At 64.3% G+C, this 19,557-nt stretch carries 23 protein-coding genes; all 23 read left to right on the top strand.

Going from position 1 to position 19,557, the window contains the following annotated elements; all coding sequences use genetic code 11:
* Positions 1–164 precede the first annotated feature (164 nt).
* The 23 genes from QRO95_RS08625 to QRO95_RS08515 all read left to right on the top strand — a co-directional run bounded on the left by QRO95_RS08625 (position 165) and on the right by QRO95_RS08515 (position 19,551).
* Entirely contained in the window at positions 165–362 is a 198-nt protein-coding gene (locus tag QRO95_RS08625) for a hypothetical protein (RefSeq protein ID WP_285302303.1), read from the top strand.
* Entirely contained in the window at positions 359–823 is a 465-nt protein-coding gene (locus QRO95_RS08620; RefSeq protein WP_285302301.1) for a lysozyme, read from the top strand. Before QRO95_RS08625 ends, QRO95_RS08620 begins: the two co-directional genes overlap by 4 nt.
* A complete protein-coding gene (locus QRO95_RS08615; RefSeq protein ID WP_285302300.1) occupies positions 820–1,284 on the top strand; it encodes a lysis system i-spanin subunit Rz in 465 nt (154 codons plus the stop codon). The genes QRO95_RS08620 and QRO95_RS08615 overlap by 4 nt, the downstream gene beginning before the upstream one ends.
* Positions 1,285–1,438: 154 nt before the next feature.
* Entirely contained in the window at positions 1,439–1,951 is a 513-nt protein-coding gene (locus QRO95_RS08610; RefSeq protein WP_285302299.1) for a Rha family transcriptional regulator, read from the top strand.
* Positions 1,952–2,249: 298 nt separating this feature from the next.
* Positions 2,250–2,582 (top strand): DUF1064 domain-containing protein, encoded by a 333-nt coding sequence (locus QRO95_RS08605; protein ID WP_285302298.1) that lies wholly within the window; start codon positions 2,250–2,252, stop codon positions 2,580–2,582.
* Positions 2,583–2,744: 162 nt separating this feature from the next.
* Positions 2,745–3,035, top strand: coding sequence for a hypothetical protein (locus QRO95_RS08600; protein ID WP_285302297.1), 291 nt, complete (start codon positions 2,745–2,747; stop codon positions 3,033–3,035).
* Positions 3,036–3,646: 611 nt separating this feature from the next.
* Positions 3,647–3,946 carry a hypothetical protein gene (locus tag QRO95_RS08595; RefSeq protein WP_285302296.1) on the top strand — a complete coding sequence of 100 codons (300 nt, stop codon included), beginning with the start codon at positions 3,647–3,649 and terminating at the stop codon, positions 3,944–3,946.
* Positions 3,918–5,786, top strand: a complete 1,869-nt coding sequence (locus QRO95_RS08590; RefSeq protein WP_285302295.1) for a terminase large subunit — start codon at positions 3,918–3,920, stop codon at positions 5,784–5,786. The genes QRO95_RS08595 and QRO95_RS08590 overlap by 29 nt, the downstream gene beginning before the upstream one ends.
* On the top strand, positions 5,783–7,042 hold the full coding sequence (locus QRO95_RS08585) for a phage portal protein (RefSeq protein WP_285302294.1): 1,260 nt from the start codon (positions 5,783–5,785) through the stop codon (positions 7,040–7,042). The genes QRO95_RS08590 and QRO95_RS08585 overlap by 4 nt, the downstream gene beginning before the upstream one ends.
* Positions 7,035–7,682, top strand: a complete 648-nt coding sequence (locus tag QRO95_RS08580; protein WP_285302293.1) for an HK97 family phage prohead protease — start codon at positions 7,035–7,037, stop codon at positions 7,680–7,682. The genes QRO95_RS08585 and QRO95_RS08580 overlap by 8 nt, the downstream gene beginning before the upstream one ends.
* Positions 7,679–8,890 carry a phage major capsid protein gene (locus tag QRO95_RS08575; RefSeq protein ID WP_285302292.1) on the top strand — a complete coding sequence of 404 codons (1,212 nt, stop codon included), beginning with the start codon at positions 7,679–7,681 and terminating at the stop codon, positions 8,888–8,890. Before QRO95_RS08580 ends, QRO95_RS08575 begins: the two co-directional genes overlap by 4 nt.
* Positions 8,891–8,956: 66 nt before the next feature.
* On the top strand, positions 8,957–9,424 hold the full coding sequence (locus tag QRO95_RS08570; RefSeq protein ID WP_285302291.1) for a hypothetical protein: 468 nt from the start codon (positions 8,957–8,959) through the stop codon (positions 9,422–9,424).
* A complete protein-coding gene (locus QRO95_RS08565) occupies positions 9,424–9,726 on the top strand; it encodes a head-tail connector protein (protein WP_285302290.1) in 303 nt (100 codons plus the stop codon). Before QRO95_RS08570 ends, QRO95_RS08565 begins: the two co-directional genes overlap by 1 nt.
* Positions 9,726–10,061, top strand: coding sequence for a head-tail adaptor protein (locus QRO95_RS08560; RefSeq protein ID WP_164136024.1), 336 nt, complete (start codon positions 9,726–9,728; stop codon positions 10,059–10,061). Before QRO95_RS08565 ends, QRO95_RS08560 begins: the two co-directional genes overlap by 1 nt.
* Positions 10,054–10,557 carry an HK97-gp10 family putative phage morphogenesis protein gene (locus QRO95_RS08555; RefSeq protein WP_285302289.1) on the top strand — a complete coding sequence of 168 codons (504 nt, stop codon included), beginning with the start codon at positions 10,054–10,056 and terminating at the stop codon, positions 10,555–10,557. Before QRO95_RS08560 ends, QRO95_RS08555 begins: the two co-directional genes overlap by 8 nt.
* Positions 10,554–10,916 carry a DUF3168 domain-containing protein gene (locus tag QRO95_RS08550; protein WP_285302288.1) on the top strand — a complete coding sequence of 121 codons (363 nt, stop codon included), beginning with the start codon at positions 10,554–10,556 and terminating at the stop codon, positions 10,914–10,916. The genes QRO95_RS08555 and QRO95_RS08550 overlap by 4 nt, the downstream gene beginning before the upstream one ends.
* 78 nt (positions 10,917–10,994) lie before the next feature.
* On the top strand, positions 10,995–11,474 hold the full coding sequence (locus QRO95_RS08545; RefSeq protein ID WP_285302287.1) for a hypothetical protein: 480 nt from the start codon (positions 10,995–10,997) through the stop codon (positions 11,472–11,474).
* Positions 11,475–11,601: 127 nt separating this feature from the next.
* On the top strand, positions 11,602–11,976 hold the full coding sequence (locus QRO95_RS08540; protein ID WP_285302286.1) for a hypothetical protein: 375 nt from the start codon (positions 11,602–11,604) through the stop codon (positions 11,974–11,976).
* Between the two features lie 77 nt (positions 11,977–12,053).
* The gene (locus QRO95_RS08535) at positions 12,054–12,269 is read left to right on the top strand and encodes a hypothetical protein (RefSeq protein WP_012511474.1); all 216 of its coding nucleotides are present in this window, start codon (positions 12,054–12,056) and stop codon (positions 12,267–12,269) included.
* 2 nt (positions 12,270–12,271) lie between these two features.
* Positions 12,272–14,239 carry a hypothetical protein gene (locus QRO95_RS08530; RefSeq protein ID WP_285302285.1) on the top strand — a complete coding sequence of 656 codons (1,968 nt, stop codon included), beginning with the start codon at positions 12,272–12,274 and terminating at the stop codon, positions 14,237–14,239.
* A 22-nt stretch (positions 14,240–14,261) separates the two neighbouring features.
* The gene (locus tag QRO95_RS08525) at positions 14,262–15,005 is read left to right on the top strand and encodes a hypothetical protein (RefSeq protein ID WP_285302284.1); all 744 of its coding nucleotides are present in this window, start codon (positions 14,262–14,264) and stop codon (positions 15,003–15,005) included.
* Positions 15,006–15,073: 68 nt separating this feature from the next.
* Positions 15,074–15,700 carry a hypothetical protein gene (locus QRO95_RS08520; RefSeq protein WP_285302283.1) on the top strand — a complete coding sequence of 209 codons (627 nt, stop codon included), beginning with the start codon at positions 15,074–15,076 and terminating at the stop codon, positions 15,698–15,700.
* Positions 15,701–15,756: 56 nt separating this feature from the next.
* A complete protein-coding gene (locus QRO95_RS08515) occupies positions 15,757–19,551 on the top strand; it encodes a phage tail protein (protein ID WP_285302282.1) in 3,795 nt (1,264 codons plus the stop codon).
* Positions 19,552–19,557: the final 6 nt, after the last annotated feature.

The raw sequence follows: 19,557 nt of genomic DNA, 5'->3' as shown, positions 1-19,557 counted from the left end.
TGTGTACTTTTCTCAGCATTGCAGAGTACGCCCCGACTTCAGGTCGGGGCTATTTTTTTGCCCGCGTCCCAGCCGGACAAACTCTCGTGCCCAGCCGGCGCCAGGGGTGGGCACCCATCAACCGGGAGGGGCTTATGCCGAACCGGACAAGTCACGGGGCCACCATGAAAGACGAGATCATCAGCACCGCGGCCGGCGCGGTGGCCAAGGCCGCGCCGCCGGTAACCGTTGCCGGCGCCGTCGCTGCGGGAGCGGATCTAGACCGTGTGGTGGTGGTGTTGACCATCGTCTATCTCGTGGGCCAGATCGCCTACCTCGGCTGGCGCTGGGTTCGCGAGTGGCGGCAGAGGGCGCGAGCATGAAGGCCAAAATCATCGGTAGCAGCGCCGCCGCCGTCATTGCTTTGGCTGCGGCCGCGCTGGTGAAGCCATGGGAGGGCTACTCGCCGACTCCCTATGTCGACATGGTCGGCGTTGTCACCTACTGCTACGGCGATACCAGCCGCCCGGATAGGGCGGTCTACACCGAGCAGGAGTGCGCCGAGAAGTTGAACAGTCGGCTGGGCCAGTACCTGACCGGCATTCAGGCATGCATCCGCGTGCCACTGCAGCCCCACCAGGCTGCGGCGCTGCTCAGCTGGACCTACAACGTGGGCGTGGGCGCTGCCTGCCGTTCGACGCTGGTAGGGCGGATCAACGCTGGCCAGCCCGCCGCGAGTTGGTGCCCGGAGCTGGACCGCTGGGTCTACGCCGGTGGCAAGCGCGTGCAGGGCCTGGTGAACCGCCGAGCAGCTGAGCGCCGGATGTGCGAGGGCCGGTCGTGAAGCGCATCGCCATCGCAGTCGCCGTCTTTGTCCTGTGGTCCGGCGCCATGGTCGGCGTTGGTTGGGCCTGGCGCAGTGACCGGGCAGAGGGCAGGGAGGCCACCCAGCGCGCCGCCGGCGCCGAGGCGGTCGCCGCTCAGGTGAACCAGACCCGTGCCACCGAGCACGCTCAGGCCGAGACGCTGGCCGCCATTGGAGCGAAGCATGAAGAAGACCGCGCTGCGGCCGAGACCGTCCCTGCTGCTGTTGTGGCTGACCTGCGCGCTGGTCGTCTCCAGTTGCGCGACGACCTCGCCACCTGCAATACCGCTCGCCTGTCCGAAGCCGTCGCCGGCGCCGTCGAACGTGATGCGCACGCCGAACTACGAGCAGAGGTTGCGGGAGCTGCTGTTCAAATCGGCCGCGACGCCGACAACCACGTCCGTGCCGGCCAAGCAGTGATAGCGGCGGACCGCAAATAGTCGGGAAACCGAATTCCAACCCAGAACACATTGAGACCCGGCTAAGTGCCGGGTTTCTCGTTTCAAGCGCGGCCTAGGTTCGCTACCGAACGTCTGTCGACCTGCCCGACAGGCTGGCCGCGCTTCCTCTTCAGGCAGATCAGGAGGAGCAGGCATGTCCAATGTCATTCAGCTGGCAACCGCCGATGGTGAGGCGCGCGCTGATAGTGCGCAGATCGCCGAGAACCTCGGTGTAGCGCATGAAAGCAGCATCAAGCTCGTTCGGCGCTATCGAAAAGAGTTTGAGCGCTTGGGAAGGGTCGGATTTCAAATCCAACCCTTTCAAACCAGTGGCGGCCAACAGACACGCGAGGTTGCGCTGCTCAATGAAGATCAGTGCTACTTCCTGCTGTCTTTGTCGCGCAACACGCAGAGGGTCGTGGACCTCAAGGTGAGGCTTGTTCAGGCATTCAGTGAGGCACGGCGTGCCGGAGTGGTCCAATCGCTGTCTGTTTGGTATCAGCTGCAGGCTGTCCAGCTGGAAGAGAAGAACTCCGCCGCCAAGGGATCTTATGGGTCGCGCCTGATGAACAACCGGAAGCGCGAGAAGGCTGGGCTGCATCGTGAGTTGGCCAGGCTGGAGGCGCAGGTGGTCATTCCCCTGTTCCCCGGCGAGGCTGCAGCATGAACCGGCGAGGATTCCTGCGCGCGCTGGGTGCCGTCCCCGTCATTGCAGCGGTTCCGGCCTTCGTAGCTCGCTTGGCGCCCGCCGCAGCTACCGCGCCAGTGACTGCTGACAGCTTCAAGGTGCTGGCCCCGGACGGCGCGGTGCCGGTGGAGGTTGGTGGCGGAGCCACGACCATTCGCCATGCAGGTGGGCGGACTGAGTACCGGGACGGCCGTTGGGACGTTTACGACGCGCGAGGCGTACTGAGGATCAGCATGGGGTGCCTGTGATGGCTCCCGGAGGCAAGGCGGAACGCCGCATGCTCGCGCTGGGCCGGCTGAAGACCGGCGAGATGAACAAGACCGAGGCGGCTTATGCCGAGCGTCTGCGCGCGCTGCAGGCATCGGGTCAGATTCTCTGGCACAAGTTCGAGGGCCTGAAGCTGCGTCTGGCGGACAACACCTTCTACACGCCGGACTTTGCCGTGCTGGAGGCCGACGGTGTCATGGCCTGCCACGAAGTGAAGGGCCACTGGCAGGACGATGCCAGGGCCAAGATCAAGATTGCCGCCGCCATGTACCCGTTCCGCTTCCTTGCTGTGAAGGTCAGGCGCAAGCGCGACGGCGGCGGCTGGGCAGTAGAGGAGTTCTGATGGTTTCGACAGTGCACGCAAGGGTGCGCATGCGGTGGTGGCTTCGCTGCTACCTCGCCGCAGTTATGTGGTTCGCGCGGGCTACGGGAATGGAGCCGGACTGGGACCGGGTTGAACGGTGGATACGCCGCGGCCTGGTGCTGCAAACAACGAGGGTTACTGATGGACGCCACACTGGTTAGCGCGCGGGACACGGTGCTCAGCCCAGAACAGGTCGCGCGCTACGCTGCGGCCTCGTCGCTGGCTTCGCGTGTTGAATGTTGCAGCGATGCACGCATTGATCGCTTGGTTGGGGTCATTGAGCAGCAGGGCAAGCAGATCGCCGAACTGGCCATGCACGTGGGGCTGCTGGTGCAGGCCGTGGCCCAGCTGCTGGGTGAGGAAGCCGGTGCACCGGTGCAAGACGAAGGTGCCGAGCCAGAGCGAGTCGACCTGGACGGGAAACCGTACTGATGGCTGCAGGTGCTACCCCGCGCCGCGGCAGGACCCGACAAACAGGCGGCAGCGCCTTCGCGCACCTGTATGGCACCGCGCGCTGGCAACGCACGCGCAAGGCGCAGTTGGAGCGTGAGCCGCTGTGCAGCAGGTGCAAGGCCAGAGGCCACGTCACGGTCGCCACGGTGTGCAACCACACCAACGGCCATCCCGCCGGAGAGACGGAGGAGATGTTCTGGACAGGACCCTTCGACAGTCAGTGTGCCAACTGCCATAGCAGCGACCAGGCGCGACTGGAGCGCGGCGCCGCGCAGGTTCGCGGGTGCGACAACGACGGTTGGCCGATAGGTCACTGACGGTTCCACGGCCCGACGTTCCACGTCGAGGGGGTAGGGGGGGCGAATTTATGACGTCGGCCGGCTCCTAGACCGAGCGCCCCCCCAAACACGCGTATCCACAATTCACGGGACGACCCTCGAACGGGCCATCCCCGCCAAGAAAACCCGCATTTTCCCGAGGAATTCATGCCAAGGCCCCGACTGCCCGTCGCGAAGGCTGCGACAAGCGGCGCCGCCATCAAGAATCCAGGCCGGCATGCCGGGAGGAAGAGGCCAAAAGGTACGCGCGCCTTGGGCGAGCCGTTCAAAACCATGACAGCGGCCGAAAAGCGGGCGTGGAAGGAATTCGCATCGGAAATGCCCTGGCTCAATTCCAGCCACCGGGTGCTGCTCCGCCTGGCGTGCCTCTGGACGGCGCGGATGGAAGACCCAAAAGCCGAATTCGGCGTTTCAGCAACCCAGGCGGTCAGCTCGATCCTTTCGAAGCTGGGCGCCACACCTGTGGATGAATCGAAGGTCTCGCATGGCGGTGACGAAGACGACCAGGGCGAAGAATTCTTCGGTGGCCCCAGCTCCGGCCGACCGCACTAAGGCGTATGCGCTGGATGTGGTGGCTGGCCGGATCGTTGCCGGCCCCCATGTGCGCAACGCCTGCCGTCGCCACCTGCAGGATCTGATCGAAGGCCCCGAACGGGGCCTTTACTTTGACCACGAGGCTGCCGAGTACGCATTCCGATACTTCGAGAACGTGCTGATGCTCTCCGAGGGCCAGTTCGAGGGACGGAAGTTCGAGCTGCACCCCTCGCAGGCGTTCATCATCGGCTCGCTCTTCGGCTGGAAGGGTGCAGACGGCCTTCGCCGGTTCCGCCGCGCGTACATCGAGCAAGGCAAGGGCAACGGAAAGAGCCCGCTGGCCGGCGGGCTGGGTCTGCTGGGCATGACTGCCGCAGGCGAGGCCGGCGCACAGATCTACTCAGCGGCGGCGAAGAAGGACCAGGCGGGCATCCTGTTCGCCGATGCGGTGAAGATGGTCAAGAAGTCGCCGCTCCTGGCCAAGCGAATCGAGTTCGCTGGCGGTGAGGGCCGGGAATTCAGCATGGCCCACCACGCCAGCGCGAGCTTCTTCCGCCCGGTTTCGCGCGATACGGGGCGCACCGGTTCCGGTCCCCGCCCGTTCTTCGTGCTGGTCGATGAGGTGCACGAGCTTCCCGACCGCCGAATCATCGAAATGCTGGAGCGCGGCTTCAAGTTCCGCCGCGAGCCGCTGCTCTTCATGATCACCAACTCCGGCAGCGACCGGACCTCGGTGTGTTGGGAGGAGCACGAGCATGCCGTCAAGGTCGCCGCCGGCCACACCGAGGCGGTGAACGATCCGACCTTCGTTGGTGACGTGATCGATGACCGCACCTTCAGCTACGTGTGCAGCTTGGACGACGGGGACGACCCGCTCGAGGATCCCAGCTGCTGGGCGAAGGCCAATCCCCTGTTGGGGGTAACTATCGCCGAGCAGTACCTGGCGGACGTGGTGGCGCAAGCCAAGGCCATCCCCGGGTCACTGAACGGCATTCTTCGTCTGCACTTCTGTGTGTGGACCGATGCGGAGACCGCCTGGATGACGCGCCCAACGCTGGAACCGGCGCTGGCCGACTTCGACCCGCGCGTGCATGAGGGTCGCAAGGTTTACCTCGGCCTCGACCTGTCGCAGGTTCGCGATATCACCGCGATGGCGGCGGTGGTGGAGACCGGCACAGTGCCGGTGGAGGTTGAAGTCGAGGGCGAGAAGCTCGTCATCGAGAAGCCCACATTCGACGCCTGGATTGAGGCTTGGACGCCCGGCGACACGCTGGACGCGCGGCAGCTGCAGGACAAGCTGCCATACCGCACGTGGGTCAACGGTGGATACCTGCACGCGCCACAAGGGCAGGCCATCAACTTCCGGCATGTGGCCCAGGTCATGGCCGAGTACGACAACCGGTATGACGTGCAGCTGGTCGCGTACGACCGCTACGCGTTCCGCAGGTTCGAGGAAGAGGTCAACGACATTGGCTTGTCGGTGACCTTCGCAGAGCACCCGCAGGGCGGCTGCAAGAAGGGCAAGCCTCTGGAGGCCGCGGTCGAGGCCGCAGAACAGTCGGGACAGCCGGCGCCCGAAGGCATGTGGATGCCCGGATCGCTACGCCTGCTGGAGGAGGCGCTGCTGGAAGGCCGCCTGCGCCTGCGCCGGAACCCCGTTCTGGTGTCCGCAATCATGTCCGCCGTCATCGAATCGGACCGCTGGGGCAACAGCTGGCTGTCGAAGGCCAGGTCGGCAAACAAGATCGACGCCGCCGTGGCCCTTTGCATGGCCATCGGTGCGGCACACGCCATGCCGCCGGACGCCGGCGGCATCGACGACTACCTGGAAAACGGCTTCTTTGGACTGATCGGATGACTACCTTTCGCTGGTACAACCCGCTGAGCTGGCGGTTCTTCGGGTACGACGACCCTGCCACGGGCAACTACGTGGAGGTGGACCTATCCACCGGTGGCCGAGGCACGAAGGCCGGCGTCCGGGTGACGCCCAAGAAGGCGTTGACCGTCAGCATCGTGTGGTCCTGCGTCAAAGTCCTGTCCGAGTCGGCCGCGGGGCTGCCCTGGAAGCTCTACGAGGACAAGAACGGCCTGAGAGCGCTGGTCAAGGGAAGCAGCCCGCAGCGCCGACGGCTCTTGCGTCTGCTGAGCAAGCCCAACCCCTTCATCAAGTGGCTGGACCTAATCAAAGCGGTTGTGGTGAACATGGCGCTGCGCGGCAATGCCTTCGCCATCATCCAACGCGACGACGAAGGAGACTGGATCGGGCTTATTCCGCTGCCGGTGGACAGCGTCCGCATCGACACCGACGACGGACTGATCTACTGGGCAACGATCAACGGCAGCGAGACTCCGGTATCGCCGCAGAACATGCTGCATTTCAAGCTGTTCAGTCCGGACGGAATCGTTGGCTTGTCACCGGTGGAGTACCAAGCTGAAACCATCGGCCTGGCGCGCGCTGCCCAAGATTGGTCAGCTCGGTTCATGCGAAAGGGTGGCTTCACCGGCGGATACATCATCTATCCGGGCTTCCTGACCAAGGAGCAGCAGGCGCAAATCAAGGCGAAGCTGCCGGATATCCGTCAGGGCGACGTGGACGACCTCGGCAAGATGGCAATCCTGCAGGGCGGGCCGACGATCACCCCGGCCGGCCTGACCCAGAAAGACAGCCAGTTCATCGAATCGCAGCAGTTCCAGGAGGAGGCGCTTGCCGGCATCTGGGGTGTTCCGCTGTACCTGACCAACCGCGCACGCTCCACGTCGGTGCTGGGCTCGAATCTGGAGCAGCAGACCAGCGGCTTCGTCACCTTCGGCCTGAAGCCCTACCTCGATGCCATCGAGAGCGAGATCAACGACAAGCTGTTCGCCGATGGCGACATGTTCGTTGAGGCCGTCGTAGAGGGCCTGTTGCGCGCAGACAGCGGTGCCCGGTCGACCTACTACAAGACCGCCCTGGGCGGCTCTGGCGGCTCGGGCTGGATGACGATCAACGAGGTTCGGGTGAAAGAGAACCTGCCTGTGCTCGATGGCGAGCAATACAACCAGGTCACCCGGTGGACCAGCAACAAGCCCGATTCCAGCAACGACGACCCAAGGGGAGATCCCGACAATGCTTAGCAAGTACTCCTGCCCGTTCGAGGTCAAGGCGGCAGACGATTCCGGCAACTTCGAAGGCTATGCCTCGGTGTTCAACAACGTGGATCTCGGCGAGGACCTGATCCTTCCCGGCGCCTTCGTCAAGGTGAAGACGACCCGCACTGGCCGACTGCGCCTGGCGCTGTACCACAACCTGACGCGGTTGATCGGCGATGCCGAGTTCAAGCAGGACGACAACGGCCTGCACCTGAAGGGGAAGGTCAACCTCAACGTCAGCTACGCCAAGGACGCCTACGAGCTGATGAAGGCCGGCACCTTGGACGAAATGTCAGTCGGCTTCAACACGTTGGAGGACGCGATTGAAACCCGCGAGGGACGGCGGGTGCGCGTCATCAAGAAGGCTGAATTGTGGGAGGCCTCGGTCGTCCCCTTCGGCATGAACCCGGAAGCACAGGTGATGAGCGTCAAGTCCGACGTTCGCGCCTTCGAATCGGCCCTGCGCGAGCGCATGGGGCTGTCCCAGAAAGAGGCGGCGGCCGTCGCCTCGCTCGGCTTTCCTGCGATCCACCGAGACGGTGGCATTGGGGACACGGAGACCGTGAAGCAGCTGCAGCAACTCGGCACATCCATCGAATCCATTTTCAAAGGAATGCACCAATGAGCGAGAACATCAGCGATATCCGTGAGGGCCTGGAAAAGCAGCTGAAGGACGGCTTCGCCGGCTTGCAGAAGAAGTACGACGCCGCCTCCGAAGAGATCCAGAAGGGAAACCAGGTCACCACCGACCTGAAGAAGCAGATCCAGACCGCTACCGACGACATTCAGAAAGTGGTCGACAAGGTCCTGAAGCTGGAAGAGAAGGGCATCGGCCTGGGCAACCAGCCCGGCACGAAGAAGGGCTTCATCGACTTCATCAAGGGCAACGACGAGTACAAGGCGCTGCAGGGCCGTGAGAAGTCGGCGGCCGAGATCGAGATCAAGAAGGACGACCTGGCGTCCATGCAGGAGACCAAGGCGGTCACCAGCGCCGGCATCGTCGTGCCGAACTACGACCCGACCATCCAGCCGGGGATCCGCCAGGAACTGCGCATCCGCGACATGATCCCGTCGATCTCCGTCACCGGCCAGAGCTACACCTACTTCCGCGAGAAGCTGCACACCCGCGGCGCTGGCCCGGTCGGCGAAGGCGGGACCAAGCCGCAGAGCAACGTCACCTTCGAGCAGAAGACCGACCTGGTGAAGAAGCTGGCGGTCTGGATTCCGGTCACTGACGAAGCCCTGGACGACGTACCGCAGATGTATGGCTACCTCCAGCAGCTGCTGCGCTACGACCTGAAGCTGGAAGAAGAAGTCCAGATCCTGAAGGGCGACGGCCTGGGCAACAACCTGCCCGGCCTGATGACTGACGCCACGCTGTTCGATGCCGACCTTTCGAAGGCAAGCGACACCTCGATCGATACCGTCCGCCGCGCGATCTACCAGGTGCGCAAGCAGTCGAAGCTGTCGGCGGACGCCACGGTGATGACCGAGCTGGACTGGATGAACATCGAGCTGGAGAAGGACAGCCAGAACCGCTACCTGTTCGCCAACCTGCAGGGCTTCGTGACCCCGATCCTGTGGGGCCGGCCGGTGGTCGCCTCGGACAGCATGGACGAAGGCGACGGCACCACCACCGGTGGCGAGTTCCTGGTCGCCAACTTCCAGCGCGGCGCCACGATCTACGACCGCATGAGCTTCCTGTTCAAGGTCGGCCTGATCAACGACGACTTCGTGAAGAACCAGCGCGTGCTGCTGGTCGAAGAGCGCCTGGGCCTGGCCAAGCGCCGGGTCGAGGCATTCGTGAAGGGCCGCTTCAAGCCGCAGGCGTGATAGCGCGCTGATCCCGAACGAGGCCGGCCACGCGCCGGCCTCTCTCTTTCGATACGGAGCAGGAACATGAAGATCAAAGCTCAATGGGGCTTCCGCGGCGACGCCCCGAAGCTCAACGCCGAGTCGGCCGATGTGAAGGCTGGCGACGTGTTCGACGGCGTGGATCCGGAATACGGACACGCGCTGGTCGGCAAGGGCCTGGTGGTACAGGTCCACGAAGGTGCCGCACCCCAGGAGACGAAGCCGGCCAAGCCCAGCGAACTGAAGGCGGGCGAGGGCGACGGTGTGGGCGGAACTACCAGCACCGACGCAGTTCCAGGTGCAGGCGCACCGGTGGGCGATGGTGCTGCGTCCGCTGAAGCTGGCACGCCCGGCGCCGTGGCCGGCAGCCCGGCAATCGATCCGGTCGGCGCTGATGAAAGGGCGCTCTTGATCCAGCAGCTGGAGGCCGCCGGCGTCGAGTTCGATCGCCGCTGGGGGGCTGCTCGCCTGGCAGCGGTGCTGGCCGAAGCCCAGAACAAGGATCCCGAGTAATGGCGATCACCCTCGACCTTGAGCTTGTCCGCGAACAGTGCCGCGTTGTCGATGAAATCAGCGACGCACTCCTGCAGACGTACATCGCCGCGGCGCTCGTGCACGTAGAGATGCATTGCGATCGCCGTCTGGTTGAGGGTGAACCGTCCAGCGAGGACGAGATGGCGCTAACGGCGGACGTGCATCAGGCGGTTCTGCTGATAGTCGGCAGCTGGGCGGAGAACCGCAGCGCCCTGGGTGAGCTGACCACTGAGATTGCCCTCGGTGTGTCACGACTGCTTTGGTACAGGAAGCGATTCTGATGGCTACTTCAGCAGGGCAGCGCCGTCACTTGATCCGCTTCGAGCGCTCAGTCGACGTCCGCGATCCGCTTGGCGGGCCGCCCAAGAAAGAATGGCAGTTTGTCGCCGAGGCGTGGGCAAAGAAAACGAACCAGCTCAGCGCGACGGCAGAGGCGATCGCCGCGGGGGCGGAGCGATACCGCGAGCAGGTCCGGTGGGACATGCTCCCGCGACATGTCGAGCCCACTTGGCGCATTGTCGAGCGGGGCAAGCCTTATGCGATCAAGAGCATTGCACCGAGCAACGACGGTAGTGAGATGGCGATCATCGCCGTAGCGGGGTTGGGCAATGGCTGAGCAAGTGTCAATTCAGGGGCTGGATGGCCTGTTGCGCTCGCTGCGGGAAGCCCCGAAGGCCATCCAAGGGAGGGCGGTGCAGGCCGGCATGCGCAAGGGCGGCAATGTCATCCGGGACGACGCTAGGCGCCGGGCGCCGAAAGAATCGGGGTTCATGGCATCGCAGATCGTGACGCGCAGAGCCAACAGCAGGAGCCGGCAGCGTGCAGGTGTGGGCCAAGGCGGTGAGTACTTCACGGTTGGCGTCAAGACTGGGCGCCGCCGCAAGTACGCCAACACCAAGCGCAACCGTCGCCGTGGCCGCGTTGGGAAGGTCTACGAGGAGGCGGGGTGGGCCTATTACTGGCGGTTCGTGGAGTTCGGCACCAAGAAGATGCGGGCCTCTCCATTCCTCACACCCGCCGGTGAGGCCAAGGGGCCGGAAGCGGCACAGGTGATCATCAATGAAACTTGGGCCGCGCTGGACAAGCAACTGAAGAAGGGTGGCTGGCGATGATGGTTCCCCCGATCCAATCGCTGCTGGAAGGCGATCCGTCCGTCCGGCAGCAGCTCGGCGACCCCGTTCGCCTGTTCCTGGGCAGCGCGCCTCAGAACACGCCACTCCCCTACGCAACGTGGGAGGTGGTTAACGGCTCGCCAACCGCGATGCTGTCCGATCCGCCGCCGGCTGACGGCTGGCGGGTCCGCATGACCGTGTGGAGTGAGGTCCTCAGCCAAGCCAACGGCGTTGCCGTCGCCATCCGCGATGTGGTGGAGCGCGTGGGCAGCATCGAGTCGTACAACCCGACGCCCGACAGCGACGGCACGGATTCGGTAGGCATTTCGTTCGACGTGCGGCTCCTGCAGCTGCGCTGATCCACACAACGGCAACCAACCGGCCCCGCAAGGGGCCTTTTCTATGCCCGGCGACGGGCGCAACGCAAGGAAACCCTTATGGGACAGGTAATCAAGTCGAAGCACTCCCAGTTGTTCGTCGCCATCGGCGCGGCCGAGGTCATCAAGGTGACCCGCCTGCGTTCGGTTGGCTTCCCTGATGGCCAGGCGTCGGAGATCGATATCTCCGACTACGACGACGACTGGGACCAGTTCGTCGCCGGCCGAAAGCAGACCGGCAGCACCAGCATCGAGATCATCTACGACAGCGTCGACCACGAGAAGCTGGAAGAGCTGCATGAGACCGGTGCCGTCGTGAACTGGCTGGTGACCGCGCCGCTGTCGGAAACCGAAGGGGCGGCGAAGCCGACCGCAGCCTCAGGGAAAATTACTCCGCCCACTGACGTGCTGTCCAAGCAGTTCGACGGTTTCGTCCAGAACTTCGCGGTGACCAGCCAGGACAACGACGTCTGGAAGGCCACGATCACCATCCGCGGCTCCGGCGCAGTCACTACGCATCGCCCTGCTGCTGGCCCGTAACTGGCGGCAACGGCTTCTGCACTCCCGGCCCACTTCGGTGGGCCTTCTCTTTGGCAGGGCGCGCGGATCCTCCGCGTGTTAGCCGTGCGCGGCCCGCGCGCCCTGTCGCCATTCAAGGAAACGGCCAATGAGCAAGACCAACGAAACCACCGATACCCAGCCGCAGCAGCCCGTGAGCATCCTGCAGTCGTTCACTGACCTGGGCATGTTCGCGTCCAAGGACGTGCATGCCGACACGATCACCCTGCCGAACGGCGACAAGGCACAGTTCCACGTGCGCGAGCTGCCGGATGCGGAGTTCCGCAAGCTGTGGGGCGAGGGCGACCGCGCCAAGCTGATCGAGGCAACCATCTGCGACGAGGACGGCAATCCGGTCATGAACGCGGCGCAGGCCGCCCAGCTCAAGCCGCTGGTGGCTGCTGAACTGCAGCGCGTGGCCATGAAGCACTCCGGGTTCGGCGACGCCGCCGCCCAGGCGCAGGCCGACGCGGGAAACGGCTAAGGCAGCGTGGCGAGGACTGGTTCTGGAAGGTCCTCGCCGGTCACCTGCACCGGCCGGTTTCGGAGTTGCGGGCCACCATGTCACGGCGCGAGTTCCTGGAATGGTGGGAGTTCCACAAGCGGAACCCCATCGACCCCGTGAGCCTGCACATCAAGCCCGCTGCCTTCGCCGCGTACATCACCGCCTCGCACAGCCAGGGCGGGACCAAGCGCTCCTTTCAGCACTACCTCGACGCCCTCGTGCCACGGTCCGATGAGGACGAGGCGCAGGACTGGTTCGACGGACTGGGATGACCATGACCGACACCTTCGGGCGGTTCGCCGCTACACCCATTGGCCCGGTACTCGCTGCGCGAGATGGCGGGCTGACCCTGGCCACCACTGGCGCCACCACGCTGGCCAGTCACGCGCGTTCCGACTTCAGCCTTGATGCCGGGACGGTGGGCGTGGAGTTTGCCGTGTGGGGTGATGACGCCGTTGCAGCACTCGTAGGATTCGCCACCGGCCCGGCAGCGATGAACAAGGCGTTGGGTGCAGACCTCGCCAGTATCGGTTGGGATCTCGCCGCCGGGCGCCTGCTGCAGGCGGGCGGTGCGATCGCAACGGGCCTTCCGACAGTGGCCCATGGCGACATTGTCGGGCTGCAGGTGGTGTTCTCGACCCCTCGCCAGCTGCGGCTCTACCTCAACGGCGCGCAGATCCTGGTGCGCGAGCTGCAATTGTCCGGTCCGCTGTTCTTCGCCGCTTCGCTGGGCGCTTCGAAGGCTGGCGGGCTCTGCCTGGCTGTCAATGCCGGGCAGTGGGGGCCGCGAAGCGAGGCGGCGGCCGCTGGCTGGCGGTTGCCCACTGCGTCCGTCAGTCCGACCCGGCTGGCCGACGTGGACTGGCTGTCCGCGCCCGGCGACAGCCCGGCCAATGCCCGTTACGAGGGGTTGGTGGCCGAGGGCGTCAACCTGATTCAGGAGCTGGCGTTCTGGCCGTGGGGCGGTGATCCGGTGTCCCAGGCAGCGGCTGCCGAGTGCGTCGTGGTCGATGCGGAAGGTTTGCTGGACGGGATGGCGGGCACCGGTGCTTCTGGCAGTTCAGTGCAGATCCTGCTGGCACCCGAGAGCGGCATGCGGGCCGACGCCGTCCCAGCCTTCCGTTGCGCGATCGAACAGATCGAGTCCAACGACGATGGCACCAAGACGCTGCACCTGCGCGATGCGCACGACTACCTGGACGAGACGATCAACCGGGGCGTGTTCCTGCCGAATGTCGCGTCACTGGCGTGGAAGCCCCAGCCGGTGGTGATTGGCGCGGTGGCCAGCATCCCGGCCATGGGCGCCAATTCGGACGCAACATCGATGTTCGTCGCTGACAGCCGGGTCTACGTCAATGCGGTGATGGACCGCGGTGACCTGATGGAGATCAACACCTACAACGAGGCGCCGGACGGGCAACAGCTGCTGCTGAAGTCGCCACCGGTGACGCCGGTGGTGGTTGACGCCTCCAGCATCGGCGCGGGCATGATGCCGGCGCGGCTGGAGCAGGCGGTGGGTGATGTGATGGCCCGGTTGGGCCGAGCGGCGTGGTCGGCCAGCGACTGCGCGGTGATCGACCAAGCCACGGGCTACATGGGGATCGGCTACTACGCGGGCACAGCCATCACCGGCCGCGCAGCGCTGAATTCCCTCCTGCCCAGCTACGGCGCCGGCTGCTATCAGGATCCTGCTGGCGTGTTGCGCTTTGTCCGCGTGACCGCGCCCGAGGCCCATGCCGGTGCGTTCGCCTTCGACCTGTCGGAGGATGATCTGGCGGCTGATCTGGTCATGGTTCCCGATGACGCTCCCAACCTGACCCGACGCATGGCCTACCGACCCAACGGCCAGGCGCTGGGCGCATCGGACCTGGTCACCGACGTTGTCGACGTGCCCCAGTCCCGGCGCGATGAGCTGACCGGCCTCTACCGGGGGCAGGTGTATGGTGCTGGTCCGCTGCACGCCCACTACCAGCGTGCCGAGGCTGCGGACCCGGTCATCTCGTTGTTCTGGCACGCGGCCGATGCGCAGCAGGAAATTGAGCGCGTCCTGGGCATGTACCAGGTGCAGCGCCACTTCTACCAGCTCGCCGTCCGTGGTGATCAGGATCTGGCGCCGCTGCCCGGGCAGATCGGTCGGCTTACCTACGGTCGATACGGCCTCGAGGACGGCAAGCCAGTGCTGGTGCGTCGGGTAGAGCGCAACCCAGCCACGGGGGACGTGGTGCTGACGGTATGGGGATGATGACGTGTTGATTGGATATGGCATGCCGGCAGTCACGACAGTGACCCTCACCGGCGGCACGTGGCTCAGTGCGGATCAGGGCTCGGCGCTCTTCGACGGGAAGCCTGGCAGGGCCTCTCGGATCCGGCGCACAAGCTCGCTGGCGATCACGATCACCCTGGCCGATGCTGTCGTCCCGGGGATCATCGCGATTCTCGGCCTCAACATTCCGCCGGGCGTGCAGGTCAGCGCTGCCGGCGCGACCGGGACCACTGTGCGACTGCCCGACGGTAGCGTCTGCGCATGGCTGTTTCCGCAGGCCAGCGTCCTGGTCTCGGCGGTGTCCGTGGAGATCGCCACCACGGCCACCAACGTGGACGTGGGCGAGATTGCGATCTTCCGGGCAGTGGACGTTGGCATCAAGGACGGCTGGGCCGTGGCCACTATCGACGCCAGCGTTCATGCCCGGACCAAGGGCGGGCAGGTCAATACGGTTCCCGGGGCGCTGTACCGCCGCCTGACCTGCACGCTGTCGGGCCGCTCCACGACGGTTGTGCGCGGCAACGGCCTCAGCGGCATGGATTGGGAGACGATCGGGGCCGCTCTGTCGGGCCGGCGGCGCTCCTGCGTGGTGCCCCAGTACCGGGATATGGTCACGAAGGCATTCGATCCTGCACTGGCGGCGCGGTCCGCTCTCTATGGCTTTCCGCCCCAGCTACCCAGTGCCGAGAACATCAGCCGGCAGTACTTCTCGGGATACATGGAATTCGAAGAGGTTCCTTCGTAGCACCCGCCGTTTGAGGCCTCTGACTCGGGCTGGCATGATGCCTGGAGTCAAAAAGGGGGCAAGGAAAGATGAAGTACGCGGTCCTAATGGGCTTGTTTTTTCTGGCGCTGCCAGTTGCTGCGCGACAATCGCAAGAGCCTGGCTACGGCAAGCCTCCCACCTATGGAGAGGCGGTGGAAGTCGCATTCACGTCTATCGGTGGAATGATGCGTGATCCGGCAAACATGTACGGATTTGCGATATCGCGCCCCGAAGCGACTTGTATGAGGCGGGGGCACCCTGGGCGATCCGAAGTGTGCGGTTATCGCATGTGCGTCGTTTTGAACGCCAAGAACGCCTTTGGCGGCTACGTTGGGTTCCGCAATTACACCCTGATCTCGACGCCCGAGCGAGGCCCCTTCTTTTGGGAAGGGGGTTGCACCGTGGCGCAGCCTTGGCTGGGGGATCCTCCGGTTGAGGTCCGGAACTTTTGCATGGACAACCCGAAGCACAGCGCATGCAAGGAAGGGTTCACCGAGTCCTTCGTGGCACGAACCCTGGAGGAAAGTGTTGCGAAACCTGAGTGGATGACTGGCAGCGGCAAAAGCGGCGGCAGTAAGCCGGAAGTGGTGGCACCGTGCAGTGATGAGTTCAAAGATCAGTTGAGGGCAAAAGGAATGTCATACAAGGACATTTCGGAAGTCTGTATCGACTGAAAAGAACCGATTTGAATCCAAAGCCCGCCTAGAGCGGGCTTTTTTTTGGGGAAGCCATGAGTCTGTATACCCTCACTGTTGATCTTCTGCTCAAGACGGGATCGTTTGAGCGCGATGGCGGCAAGACCGCTCGCCAGTTTGAGCAGCGGATGCAGAGCATGCAGGCATCCGCACGCCGTGCTGGCACGGCGATCGGTCTGGCCATCTCGGCTGGTGTCACCGCTGGTGGCGCCGCCATGGTTCAGTGGACGCGACAGGTTGCCGATCTTGGCGTGGAGTACGACAAGCTCGGAAAGCTATCGGGGACAACTTCGGAACAGTTTCAGCGAATGGCGGCCGGTGCCAACTCTGTTGGGATGAGTCACGAGAAGCTGGCGGATATCTTCAAGGATGTTCAGGACAAGATCGGCGACTATGTCCAAACCGGCGGCGGCGCCTTGGCGGACTTCTTCGACAACATCGCCAAGCGCACGGGCGTCACCGCCGAGCAAATGCGAAAGTTGTCAGGTCCGGATGCGTTGGGCCTCTACTTCAAGAGCCTGGAGCGTGCGAATCTGTCGCAGACGGAGTTGACCTTCTACATGGAGGCTATTGCCAGCGACGCATCGGCGCTGATTCCGTTGTTGCGCAACAACAGCGCCGGGTTTCAACAATGGGGTAACGCCGCGCAGGCCGCGGGAGCCATCATCGATGGAAAAACCAACAAGGCAACTGAGCGTCTTCGCCAGGTCACACTTGAAGCGGATCTGGCGTTCAAGGGGCTGAAGGTAAGCGTAGCTGAGGAGATCATTCCGGCGCTGTCCGACTTCTCTGAGCTGTTGAATGACCCTGATTTCCGGCAGGGATTCGGGGTGATCGTCCAAGGTTTGGCCACAGTCACGACAAAGGCAGCGGAGGCTGCGTCGATGATTGGGAACCTCTCTGTTCTGGTGGCGCAGGGTTTCAAACCCGTAGGTGATAAGAGTTACGACGGCCTGATACAGGAACGGATGCGGATTGAGGAGCAGATTGCCGGTGCAAAGGACGTCGCTGCCAGGGCGCGCGCCGGAAACGCATCGTGGTGGGAGGGCGGGCTTTTCCGAAATACGAACAGTGAAGCCAATGCCAAGTCATGGGATAAGTATGCCCGTGACCGAGAAGCAGAGTTGGTGCGTGTTGACGCTGCGCTGAAACGTCGGCGCATGAAGGACCTAGCTGACGCTGTTGTTGTAATCGACAACGGACAGGCGTTGCCGGAGTCAGCACTCAAGCCCGACGCCGTGGGCTATCGACCAACCGGAAACATCGACAAGAGTGCTCGGGACAAGGCTGACGCAGAGGCAAAGCGCCGCGCAGACGAGATTGCCCGATACCGTCGCCAAGCGCAGGAAGCTGCTGGGGCAATGCAGGGCCCATTGGCAGAGGCGATGGGTAAGCACCTCGGTAACATGTCCGAGTACAACAGCCTGCTGGCCAAAGGGAACATTGCTCAAGCCGACGCCAATGTGCTGATGGCTCAAAGCGCTATTGAGTACTCCAAGGTAGCGGCGGAGGTGGAGAAGGCTCTGGCCAGCCCGGAGTCGCTGCTGGCAACGATGGATGCTGAAGTTGCCATGCTTGGAAAGGTCGGGCGTGCACGGGAACTGTCGCGACGACAGATGATGAACGAGCGCGACATGCGCCAGGAGCTGCAGAAGGCTGTGGAGGCAGCGGGAAGTAAGGAGGAGCTGGCGAGGAGGAAGGGCGTAGCCTCCTACGAGGCGTACGAGCGGTCCATGCTAGCAGCGGCCCGAGCATCGGCCGAGCTGTCGTTGCGCGTGGAAGAGGCCGCAGCCAACGTTGAGGCGTGGGCCGGCGTGGTCGTCAACGGCGTGGGCGATGCCGCCGACGCCATGGCCGACTTCGTTGCTGGCGGTCTGCGCGAATTCGACAACCTGTGGGACGATCTGAAGGACACCGCCAAGCGCGGGCTACGTGACCTGACTCGCGAGTTCCTGCAGCAGAAGATCGTGATCCCCATCCAGACGCAGATCCTCAGTGGGATGAATGGGCAGGGCGGAGGTCTGAACCTGCAGAGCCTGATGGGCCTATTCGGCGGTAACGGGTCCGCGGCCGGTGGCCAGAACGTGAGTACGGTCGCCGGGCTGCTTTCCAAGGGTCAGGGTCTGTTCGGATTCGGCCGTTCGGCCGGGGCTGCAGCGGGGACCCTGAGCGGCTTCGGTGACGTGACCAGCATGGCCGGAATGACTGGTTCCAGCTTCTCGGGGCTGATCGGCGGGGGGAGCGCCGGCGCGGGTGCCGGTGCAGGGGCTGGTGCGGCCGGCTCGGCAGCTGCGGCGGTGCCGATCATCGGCTGGATCGTGGCCGGCATGATGAAGAACGCCCAGCTGTTCGATCAGGGCTGGAACATCGCCAACGGTGAGAGTTGGGCCGGCAAGATCGCCACAGCCGGTGCGGTGGGGCTGGCCGACAAGGGGTTCCGTGCCCTGGGCTTCAACGACAAGGTCGCTTCAATCCTGTCTGGCTCCAGCATCCACGCCAAGCTGTTCGGCCGACAGGCGCCCAAGGTCACAGGCCAAGGCATCACCGGCAGCTATGGCTTCGGCGGCTTCGACGGCCAGAGCTATGCGGATATCAAGGCCAAGGGCGGCCTGTTCCGCAGCGACAAGAAGTGGACGCAGTTCGGCGCGCTGGATCCTGGCATCGATCGCACGTTCGATATGGCGGCGCGGCAGGTGCGTGGCGCGGCGACCGATCTGGCCAAGCAGTTGGGTGTGGACCTTACCCAGAAGCTCGGCAGCGTGCGGGTAGACCTGGGCAAGCTCCAGTTGTCGGCGGACTCCTCCGAGGCCAAGGCGCAGCTGGAGGCTTACCTCGCCGAGATGACCAATCGGTTGTATACCGAGGCGGTCAAGGCGGCGGGGTTCGGTGGCCAGCTCGACGGCTACTTCGAGTCGGCGGACGTGTTCACCGCGCTCAGTGCGTCGATCGCGCTGGCAGTGGGCAATGCCGATGAGCTGGGCCGAGCACTCAACGGGCTGGATGTCGACAAGGTCAACAAGGCGGTCGACTACTTCCAGGACCTGGCCGGCGTCGCCGGCACGGACTTGGCCACCCAGGTGCAGAAGGTGACCGGGCTACTCGGCAACTACGCCAGCCTCATGGCCGACGTGAGCACCCAGCTGATGACGGCCAACCTGACGCAGTACCAGTCGCAGGCGTTGTCGATCGAGCGCACGTATCGCCAGCAGGTGAAGTCGGCCAATGACTACGCTAAGGCGCTTGGCTTGTCCGGCGCCCGCGCGGAAGACCTGGCCAAGATCGAGGCGCTGCGTGCCACCAACATGGGCAAGCTGCAGGCACAGATCGACAAGGACAAGAAGGCCATGCAGTACGGCCTGTCGATCAGTGACCTTTCGCCGCTGACGGACCAGGAGAAGCTGGGCGAGGCGATGAAGGAGTTGGAGCGGGCGGTGTCCGGTGGGGACACCAGCGCCGCACAGGCGGCCGCTCAGGCGGCGCTGGGCTTCGGACGCAACCTCTACGCCAGCGGACAGGACTACAACAGCCTGTACGGCCGCGTGACGGGCCTGATCGATGGCATGAAGGTCGGAGACCTCAATCAGCAGGACGGCACCAGCATGGGGGCGCTGGCAGACGCCATCGAGGCGCTGCCGGACAACTTCAGCCGGGCCGTGTTCGACCTGGTCGTGAACAACGACGCTCAGACGCAAACCACTGCCGCAGTACAGCAGAGCAACGCTCTGCTCGCCGAGCAGAACCAGCTGCTCCGGCAACTCGTGTCTACCACTACCCAGGGCGTACGCAACGCCAGCAGTTCAGCGCTGCGCGAAGCACTCAACGCGAGGTAATCAGCA

The sequence above is a fragment of the Stenotrophomonas maltophilia group sp. Smal13 genome (assembly GCF_030236855.1).
In the GTDB taxonomy this organism is placed as follows: domain Bacteria; phylum Pseudomonadota; class Gammaproteobacteria; order Xanthomonadales; family Xanthomonadaceae; genus Stenotrophomonas; species Stenotrophomonas maltophilia_A.
This window is presented reverse-complemented; position numbering and strand designations above follow the sequence as displayed.